The 7,909-nt window shown below is 67.1% G+C and carries 10 protein-coding genes; 4 read left to right on the top strand and 6 right to left on the bottom strand.

The window, feature by feature from the left end; all coding sequences use genetic code 11:
* Window positions 1-204 (bottom strand): XRE family transcriptional regulator (locus G9373_RS44030; protein WP_167121108.1); only part of this gene is annotated, 204 nt, incomplete at its 3' end.
* Between the two features lie 6 nt (window positions 205-210).
* Window positions 211-543 carry a type II toxin-antitoxin system RelE/ParE family toxin gene (locus tag G9373_RS44025; protein ID WP_346842934.1) on the bottom strand — a complete coding sequence of 111 codons (333 nt, stop codon included), beginning with the start codon at window positions 541-543 and terminating at the stop codon, window positions 211-213.
* 496 nt (window positions 544-1,039) lie between these two features.
* Here G9373_RS44025 and G9373_RS44020 point away from each other — a divergent pair, with 496 nt between their 5' ends.
* Window positions 1,040-1,201 (top strand): hypothetical protein, encoded by a 162-nt coding sequence (locus G9373_RS44020; protein ID WP_167121104.1) that lies wholly within the window; start codon window positions 1,040-1,042, stop codon window positions 1,199-1,201.
* Between the two features lie 538 nt (window positions 1,202-1,739).
* Here the strand turns inward: G9373_RS44020 and G9373_RS44015 are convergent.
* A complete protein-coding gene (locus G9373_RS44015) occupies window positions 1,740-2,348 on the bottom strand; it encodes a hypothetical protein (RefSeq protein ID WP_167121102.1) in 609 nt (202 codons plus the stop codon).
* Between the two features lie 565 nt (window positions 2,349-2,913).
* Window positions 2,914-3,342: a pyridoxamine 5'-phosphate oxidase family protein gene (locus G9373_RS44010; RefSeq protein WP_346842933.1), complete on the bottom strand. Its 429-nt coding sequence runs from the start codon at window positions 3,340-3,342 to the stop codon at window positions 2,914-2,916.
* Window positions 3,343-3,605: 263 nt separating this feature from the next.
* Here G9373_RS44010 and G9373_RS44005 point away from each other — a divergent pair, with 263 nt between their 5' ends.
* Window positions 3,606-5,183, top strand: coding sequence for a GAF domain-containing protein (locus G9373_RS44005; RefSeq protein WP_167121110.1), 1,578 nt, complete (start codon window positions 3,606-3,608; stop codon window positions 5,181-5,183).
* Between the two features lie 671 nt (window positions 5,184-5,854).
* On the top strand, window positions 5,855-6,061 hold the full coding sequence (locus G9373_RS44000; protein WP_167121097.1) for a hypothetical protein: 207 nt from the start codon (window positions 5,855-5,857) through the stop codon (window positions 6,059-6,061).
* A gap of 582 nt (window positions 6,062-6,643) precedes the next feature.
* Here G9373_RS44000 and G9373_RS43995 read toward each other — a convergent pair.
* Both G9373_RS43995 and G9373_RS46065 read right to left on the bottom strand, forming a co-directional pair.
* Window positions 6,644-6,910 (bottom strand): hypothetical protein, encoded by a 267-nt coding sequence (locus tag G9373_RS43995; RefSeq protein WP_167121099.1) that lies wholly within the window; start codon window positions 6,908-6,910, stop codon window positions 6,644-6,646.
* 268 nt (window positions 6,911-7,178) lie between these two features.
* The gene (locus tag G9373_RS46065) at window positions 7,179-7,562 is read right to left on the bottom strand and encodes a hypothetical protein (protein ID WP_206033875.1); all 384 of its coding nucleotides are present in this window, start codon (window positions 7,560-7,562) and stop codon (window positions 7,179-7,181) included.
* Window positions 7,563-7,617: 55 nt separating this feature from the next.
* Here G9373_RS46065 and G9373_RS46060 point away from each other — a divergent pair.
* Window positions 7,618-7,909, top strand: a 292-nt coding sequence (locus G9373_RS46060; RefSeq protein WP_206033873.1) for a hypothetical protein, incomplete at its 3' end; no start/stop codon positions are given.

The following is a 7,909-nucleotide window of genomic DNA, read 5'->3' as shown; positions in this document are numbered from 1 at the left end:
CAGGTCGATCTTTCCTCGAATCAGATCCGACACCCGCGGCTGGGTCACACCAAGCCGTGCAGCCGCGTCCTTCTGGGTCCATCCTTCGGTCTCGATGCGCTGAGACAGCGCGATCAGCAGAGTCGACCGCAGCCGCATGTTCTCCGCCTCCTGCGGAGTGTCCTCGATGGCATCCCACACGCTGTCGAAGATTTCATCGCTCATCAGTGCTCACCCTTCCTGTCTTCCCGCTGTGACCTGCTGGTATCGCTTCGTCGCGGTAGCCAAGTCCGCCGCCGACGTTTTCTGAGTCTTCTTCTCGAAGCAGTGCAGTACAACCACCCGGTCTGCGAACTTCGCCACGTAGATGACGCGGAAAGCTCCCGATCGATCGCGTACCCGTATCTCCCGCACACCCGAACCCACACTCACCATCGGCTTCCAGTCCGTCGGCTCGAGCCCCTGCTGAACGCGGTCGAGTTGATAACCGCACTGACGACGAACCGCACCGGGGAATCCACGAAGATCCTCCAGCGCGGTACCCATGAACTGGATGTTCTTCACACCACGAGTATACAAAATTTTGTATGGATCGGCACCGGCCCCCGACCAAACCATGGTTCGTGATGTCCGCCTGGATGGCCGGATTCGAACCCAGCGGGGTCACCGTGCTCACGTAGCGGTCGGTGTCGAGGATCTGACTCCTGGTGGAACTCGGACTTGGCGTTCTCCACGCCGAACAGGTCATCGAGCGGGCGGTTGATCGCCCGGTACCCGTCCGCCTCACATGCCGTGCGCATCATTCACCAGCGCTCCGACCACGGCGGGATCCACGAGCTGGTTCCGTTGCTCCTCAAGGAAGGCTGCACGCCGAGACAACGAAAACCACTACGGGGCCGACATCGGCGTTACCGTCGCCCCAGGCTCTCGGTGGGGTCGGCGGAAAGGACTTTGTCCCCTAGCCGGCCCGTCGCGTGGCCAGAAACACTGATAGCGACCGGGATCGGTGCCCGCGCCTTGGCCACCGCTCGGCCACATCTGTGCGACTGAGAGTACCCACATGACACGCCTGCAGGCTTCTTCGGTGACCGCACCACATCACTCCATTCCCACCCACCGAGCACTGAGCACACCGGAGATCCTGCAACGGATCCAGGCGATGTTCGCTGACGGGGACGACGCCGGCTCGGCTGGCACCGACGAGAAACCGTCGCCTATCTGACATGCAGCCGTTCCGACTACGCCACCCGCAACAGTGTTGCAGTGCACGCGGATTCGATGACCACTCCCCTGCCGGTAGCCCCGTGGTTCCCGCCGGTGACGATCCGATCCAGGCCCCGATCCCGGCCCGCTGAACTCGCGGGGGCGGTGGGTGATGCCCGAGAGTCACGGGCACGCGCGCACGAAGCCGGAACGCACTCGGCGCCCGGCCACACGGTCCCCAGCCACCAACTGAAACCGACAACACGCGTGCCGCTCTCGTGAAACCGACAACACGCGTGCCGCTCTCGTGAACCCGGCCCGGTCAAACTTGGCGAGGACGCTGCTGCTGGGCCGATGAAAGCCGCCGAACCTATCGCGCGACCGTGCCTGGTTCTGATGTCCCGTGATGCGTCCGCGAGGCCGCGGTGATCCTCAATCTTTCCCGCGTCGGAACCGGAGGAAGTCGGGAAAGGCTGGGGCCGGCGACGCACGGCAAGACGACCCTGCTGCGGTGAGCGTGCTCGGTGGGCCCGTTGGTCCTTCAACCGCGGAGATCGTCAGCTGACCGGCCATCCCGGTGTGCGGCCGACATCGTTCCACTCCCGATCCCACTGGCGCATCCGGCCTCGCGTATTCACCCACCGGACCCCGCAGAGCAGCAGGAAGGAACCCACCGCGGCGGTGGCCCACACCGACAGCGCGGCGCTGACGGCGATCACCGCGTTCTCCAGGCCCGATCGGGGCTCGTCGACCACGTGGCCGTCAGGACCGATCCACACCGAGACGGTGTCGCCGCGGTGGGCGCCGGGTCGGGTTTCCACGTCGGTGGACTGGAGGTTGCCATCGGGCGCCGTCCACCGAGCCGTCGCATGGTCTTCGGTGTCCGGGGCGTCACTGGGCGCACCCCCCACGAGGACTTGGTGCGGATCGTCGATGAGAACAGCAGACTGTGCATGTCCGCTCTGCAGGTCGGCGCGAGACTGATCGTTCAGGCGGGTGTTGGTCACCGTTCCGAACGCCGCCGCGAACGGGACCATGATCAAGACGAAGGTGATCACGACGGCCGCGACGACGACATCGAGACGGTCCCTGGTCCGCATCAGGGGATTTCGGCTCCACGGAGTCAGTCTCCACCAGCGTGATGTGGATGACTGATGGATATTCATCCCGTGCCTCCTCGGCCATCCTTACGCAATCCGAGTCTTCCGCACCCAGGGCGCGCGGCGTAGAGCACAAGGTCATCGGCAGAAGCGACAGAGAGAGCACCTTCCCAGCCGCGTTCCACGGGGCGTGCGTGGACGGCGATCCGGCACGCGGACACCGGCCGCCAAGGACGCCCGGACGAGCGACCTTCGGCCCTGGAAATGAGCTCGCGGTGACCGCACCGAGCGGAAGCATCGTCACCCACACGACGACGGTGGCACGTCCCGCCCCGTCCGATGCGATGAGCTGAGTGTGCCCCGAGACGAAGAGTCGAGCGCCTCAACGGTGACGGCGACACATCCTCGCCGAGAACGGATTCGGGTGTGCGGAACGTCGATTACTCCGTCAGGCTGCACACCGCGAAGGTGCCGGTGTGAGTGGCATCCGGTGCACCGAGAAGGGATCTGGTCATGTGCTCATGCTCCCTCCGTAGCGCGCCTCCTCCGGCCCAGTGCCGGGGAAGGAGGTGGTGATCGCATCGCCGCCACCGACGCAATGTCCGAACTGTGGTCACCGGCAGTGGGAGGCCTATCGTTGGTCGCCTGCCAGCCGGGGCAGGGTCAGGCGGCGGCCGGTGACGTACTCGATGTCGAGGACGAGGTAACCATCAGAGGGCCGGATCGTCCACGGGGAGATGCCCGAGCGGTCGAACCCGGACGGATACTCGGAGCCGGTGGCGGTGCGGGCGTGGCCGAGAACGACCACGCTCCATCCGGCGCGGGTTCCTGCCTCGACGTGGCCGGCCTCGAATGCGACGAATGTCCGATCGAGGCGGTCGAACCAGGACTCGTTGTCGGTCGCGATGATGATCTCGGAGCGGGGGGCGGCGAAGGTCACCAACCGCACCGCGGGCAGGGCGTCCTCGGTGTAGAGCAGACGACCCGTGGGCACCGACCGCAAGGCGTGGACGCATTCGGTCGGGGTCAGGGTGCTGTCACGGTCGGAGGTACGCATCATGCTGCGGTCTTCTTTCCAGACGCGTCGGTCGGGTGCGTGCGCCTACCTCCTTCAGCATGAGCGTGTCTTCCCGGCAGGGTTAGAGTCCTAAGTCGTTGCCACTGTCGCTCGGCGTCACCAGTGCTGCAGCGGCCACGTCACCGGGTTTGACGTCGACGACAAGGGGATATCCTCGGGGTGCACGCGCCACCGCCGGCCGCGCCCGCGTCTATGGCGGGCAGGTGACCGCCTCCCGGGAGCAGTTCGACGGACTGCTCGAGGCGATGCTCACCGTCTCCTCCGGCCTGGACCTCGCAGCGACACTGCGGCGGGTCGTCGACGCGGCCATCAGGCTGGTCGACTGCCGCTACGGGGCCCTGGGCGTGCTCAACGACAGCGGAGACGGGTTGCAGGATTTCGTCTACTCGGGCATCGACGAGCACACACGGCTCCTGATCGGGGATTTGCCCACCGGGCACGGGCTTCTCGGCCTGCTCATCGAGCGTCCTGCACCGGTGCGCCTGGGCAACATCACCGGGCACCCCGCCTCTGTGGGGTTCCCCGAACATCATCCGCCGATGCACACCTTCCTCGGCGTTCCGGTCCGCATCCGCGGGCAGGTTTACGGCAACCTGTATCTCACCGACAAAGCCGGAGATCAGTCCTTCACCGAGGACGACGAAATCCTCATCCAAGCCCTCGCCGCCGCAGCGGGGATCGCCATCGACAACGCCCGCCTCTTCGAACAAGCCCGTCAGCGCCAGCAGTGGCAGCAGGCCACCAGCGATATCCGCGGTGAACTGCTCGCTGCCATCGACCCGGGCGAGGTGCTCGATCTGATCGCCCGCCGGGCCCGTCACCTGGCCGGCGCCGACCACGTCCTGATCGCCCAACCCGACGACCCCGAGCAAGCGTCCGCCGACGTCACCACCCTCACGGCCACCGCGTACGCCGGAAACGACCCGCGCATGCCAGATGTGCGGATTGGCGTCGACGACACCGCCCTCGGCCGCGTCTACCGCACCGGACAACTGATCCAGGTGACGAACATGAGCGACGCCGGGCGGCACGGTCCGGCCCTGCTGCTGCCGCTGCGAGTGTCCGCGGACTCGGTGACCGGGGTCCTCGCCCTCATCCGCACCCTCGGCCGGGAACCGTTCGACGACCACCAACTGCCCCTGGCCGCCGCCTTCGCCGACCAGGCCGCCCTCGCGTTGAAACTGGCCGACGATCAACGCCAACTGACCGCCCTGTCGCTGATCGCCGACCGCGACCGGATCGCACGGGATCTGCACGACCACGTCATCCAACGGTTGTTCGCGCACGGACTGCACCTGCAAAGCGCCCACGCGCGGACCCGCGTCCCCGACGCCCAGCGCCGTTTGTCGGAGATGATCGACGACGTCCAGGACATCATCACCGACGTCCGCACCGCCATCTTCGATCTGCACGACGGCGGGGACGACGGGTTCGCGCTGCGCCCGGCATTGACCGCGATCATCACCGAACAAACCGGTGAGAGCGGACTGCGCACCACCGTGCGCATGACCGGCCCGCTGAACGTGGTCACCGGACCCCTCGCCGACCACGCCGAAGCAGTGCTGCGGGAAGCACTCAGCAACGTCGTACACCACGCCCACGCCCACCACGTCGACGTCACCATCTCCGTCGACGACAACCTCACCCTCGCCGTCACCGACGACGGCACCGGCATCGCCCCGACCGTGACGCTCAGCGGCCTGCACAACCTCACCACCCGCGCCCAACAAGCCGGCGGCACCTGCACCCTCACCACCCCCACCACCGGCGGAACCCAATTGACCTGGTCCGCACCACTCCCCGAAGCGCCAGGGGCGGAATAAGTTTCGGCCTTGACGAGCAGTTCCGGACCCGAATACGTCCTGCGATCACTGCGAGCGGTCGGTCGTCGCACTCCGCAGTGTTTACGGCGGCGGCGGCACGATCACCGCACGTCCGCGTCGCAGCCGCCGGTTACCAAACCGAGGAACCGAGCCTGAGCAGCAGCATCCGCATTCTTCACCATTCCAACACCACCTCATCGAAGGTGTTGCAACGACCGATAGAGAGCGGGGGCGTCAATCGGGGCGCTCCGAACGATCTGGATCACGCCGAAAATGGGCGAGTCACACCACAAACCGGGGACATGTCATCACACCAGTTCCCAGCACCATTACACCCCCACACGGCACACGGCCCGCACCCCGGAAGTCGGGAGCGGGCCGTGCACGCAGAGAGGCGAACTAGACTGCCGGGTCCAGCCAGGGCCGATCGTCGCGGCTTTCCACATAGACCCCGCCGGACGGACCATCGAACAGACCCAGCAGCAGCTCACGCACCCGCCGAAGAGGCACCGGCGAGCATTCCGTCCCGGTGCTCCTTCCCGTCCCAGCCCGCACCGGCAGCGACAACCCGGGGGGTGGCCTACCGTGACCCCACGGTGCCTATTTCGACGGCCGACGACGATGCAAGCTCGTGGTAGCGGCAAACACGTCGCAGCAACCTCAGGAGATTCATGATCCGCAGCACGACGACTCGCGCCACGCTCGCCGCCCTCGCCGCCCTCGCCATCTCCGTCACCGGCGCCGCCGGCCTCGCCTCCGCAAAGCCCGCATCACCCGGAGCCGGACCCAGCACGAGCTCCCCCAGTCGAAGCGGTGACATCCCGGATCAACTGGTCTGCTTCCCGGATGGCGTGTGCATCTGGGTCACCTCCAAGTAGCAACACAACAACCCCATCGAACACAGTGCGGCCCCCCACCGATCATCGGCGGGGGCCGCACTCGTCTCAGCAGGCGTCGACGAGGCAACAACCGGCCCCTCCAGCGGTGAAGTGGAGGCGGTACCGCTCGAGGCGAATGATTCGGAGGCACCGGGTCTCGGAACATCACCGCTCAGCGGATCAACCGAGTTCGCCGGCGTAATGATCGAGGTCACCGTGATCGCTGTCGGGGCGTACGGAGGGTGCTCCTCGGCGACCGGGGTGAGGGTTGGGAGACGCGGTTCAGCGGCGGCAGGTGCGCCCACCATCTCGGCGGTCGTGACCGCGGGCCTGCGGCCCAGGGTTTCCGTGAATATCTGCCTCTCCCAGTATGAAATCGGCCGTGCCCGCGGCAGCCGGGGTGCTGTCATCGAAAGTCCCCTCCCCCACCCGTCACCGAGATCGAGCCTGTTCTCATCGGGAACATGTTGATCGACCTCCGGTGTGGGTTGCGGGGCGCGTCGTTGCTTCGTGTGCGGGGCCCATGAGCCGCTTCCTACTACATCTGGCATTCCGGGTTCTGGTGCGGCGAAGTGAATCTGGTCAGATCATCACTGTTGCCGCCGCGACGCATGCGAGGGTCACGACCGCGGTCAGGATGCACACGATCAGGGATCCGGTCACGACCAGCGCCGCCGCGGACGCCGTCACCGCAGCGACGAGCGAAATGGATGCCCCCGCCCACACCCGCGACGTCGGCCGACCATCGGGAACGGGGATGTGGTCGCCGGTGTGCATGCCGTCTGGCTTCCGGGTCGGCGTCGGCGTGAGTTTCTCGGCGTGGGCCGGCCTCCGTGCGGGTACGTTCATGGGTCCGGGTTCCCTCGTTGGTGCCGACACGCCATTCGATGGTCATGTCGCTCGTTCACTGGCTGCGGTGTCGGTGTCGGCACCGCGGTGGTGGTCGGCCAGTACGGTCTGCCTTTCGCGGACGCGGCGCATTCGGTCCTCGTCGAACATTTCAGCCGCCCGCGCCGAGTGCGGCACCCCACTGCGACAACGACCGGCGGACGACCGTGCGATCTCGACCGTCACCGCAGGCCCGCCGCCGAGCGGTGAGATCGCCGATGTCCGGTCGTCACAGCGGCACGGTCCCTCGGCCGGCGAGGACACCGCGCAGCGTCTGCAGCGCCCGGTGCTGGTCGAGAAGTACCTCCCCCGGTGTCCGGCCGAGCGATGTCGCAGTGGCTTCGGCGCCGAGTCCGACGATCAACCGCAAGATCAGCACCTCCGCTCGCGCGCACACAAGACCTCGAGGCCCGCGGGAAGTGGAGCACGGCGGCCGCAGGAGGCGGCGACGGTTCGGGTGATCACCCCACTGGTCATCCCCGAGCATCACGAGCACGAGCAGCATCGCGGCGGCCGGGACGACGAGCGAGGTGTCGTTGTCGTGGCCGATGGTGAAGGCGGCGGTGATGCAGAACGCGACCAGGCCGACGGCGATGGCGAAGGTCCGCCACACGATCGGGGCGTCCCGGAACAGGGTCAGGCGGGGGGGTGAAGGTGGTGGCGACCCATTGCACGACGAGGAAGAGCAGCGAGAAGACCAGTGCGACCGCCGCGACCAGACCGACGGCGGTGGCGAAGAGCAGCTCGGTGACCTGCCGGGCCGGGGCCCGCGGTCCGCCGTCGATTTGCGGCAGCGTCAGCCCCAATCCGATCCCGGTGACCACGCACAGCAGCTGGGTGGCGCCGGCGCGGGCACGGCTGTGGCGCACCCGCCGAACGGGGGTGTTCATGCTGTCCCTTTTGCTCTTCGGGCCGCGCACCGGGCCACCGGATTCGTCATCCTGGCGTGCCGGGTGCGGG

It is taken from the genome of Rhodococcus sp. A14, from assembly GCF_011603105.1.
GTDB classification, from domain to species: Bacteria; Actinomycetota; Actinomycetes; order Mycobacteriales; family Mycobacteriaceae; genus Rhodococcus_F; species Rhodococcus_F opacus.
Note: the sequence above shows the minus strand (reverse complement) of the source record. Positions and strands in the feature narration are given on the sequence as shown.

Coding starts and splice junctions, on each gene's coding strand:
- G9373_RS44015 (WP_167121102.1), bottom strand. CDS start 2,348: ATGAATATCCATCAGTCATCCACATCACGCTGGTGGAGACTGACTCCG.
- G9373_RS43995 (WP_167121099.1), bottom strand. CDS start 6,910: ATGAACGTACCCGCACGGAGGCCGGCCCACGCCGAGAAACTCACGCCG.
- G9373_RS44020 (WP_167121104.1), top strand. CDS start 1,040: ATGACACGCCTGCAGGCTTCTTCGGTGACCGCACCACATCACTCCATT.
- G9373_RS44010 (WP_346842933.1), bottom strand. CDS start 3,342: ATGATGCGTACCTCCGACCGTGACAGCACCCTGACCCCGACCGAATGC.
- G9373_RS44000 (WP_167121097.1), top strand. CDS start 5,855: ATGATCCGCAGCACGACGACTCGCGCCACGCTCGCCGCCCTCGCCGCC.
- G9373_RS44005 (WP_167121110.1), top strand. CDS start 3,606: ATGCTCACCGTCTCCTCCGGCCTGGACCTCGCAGCGACACTGCGGCGG.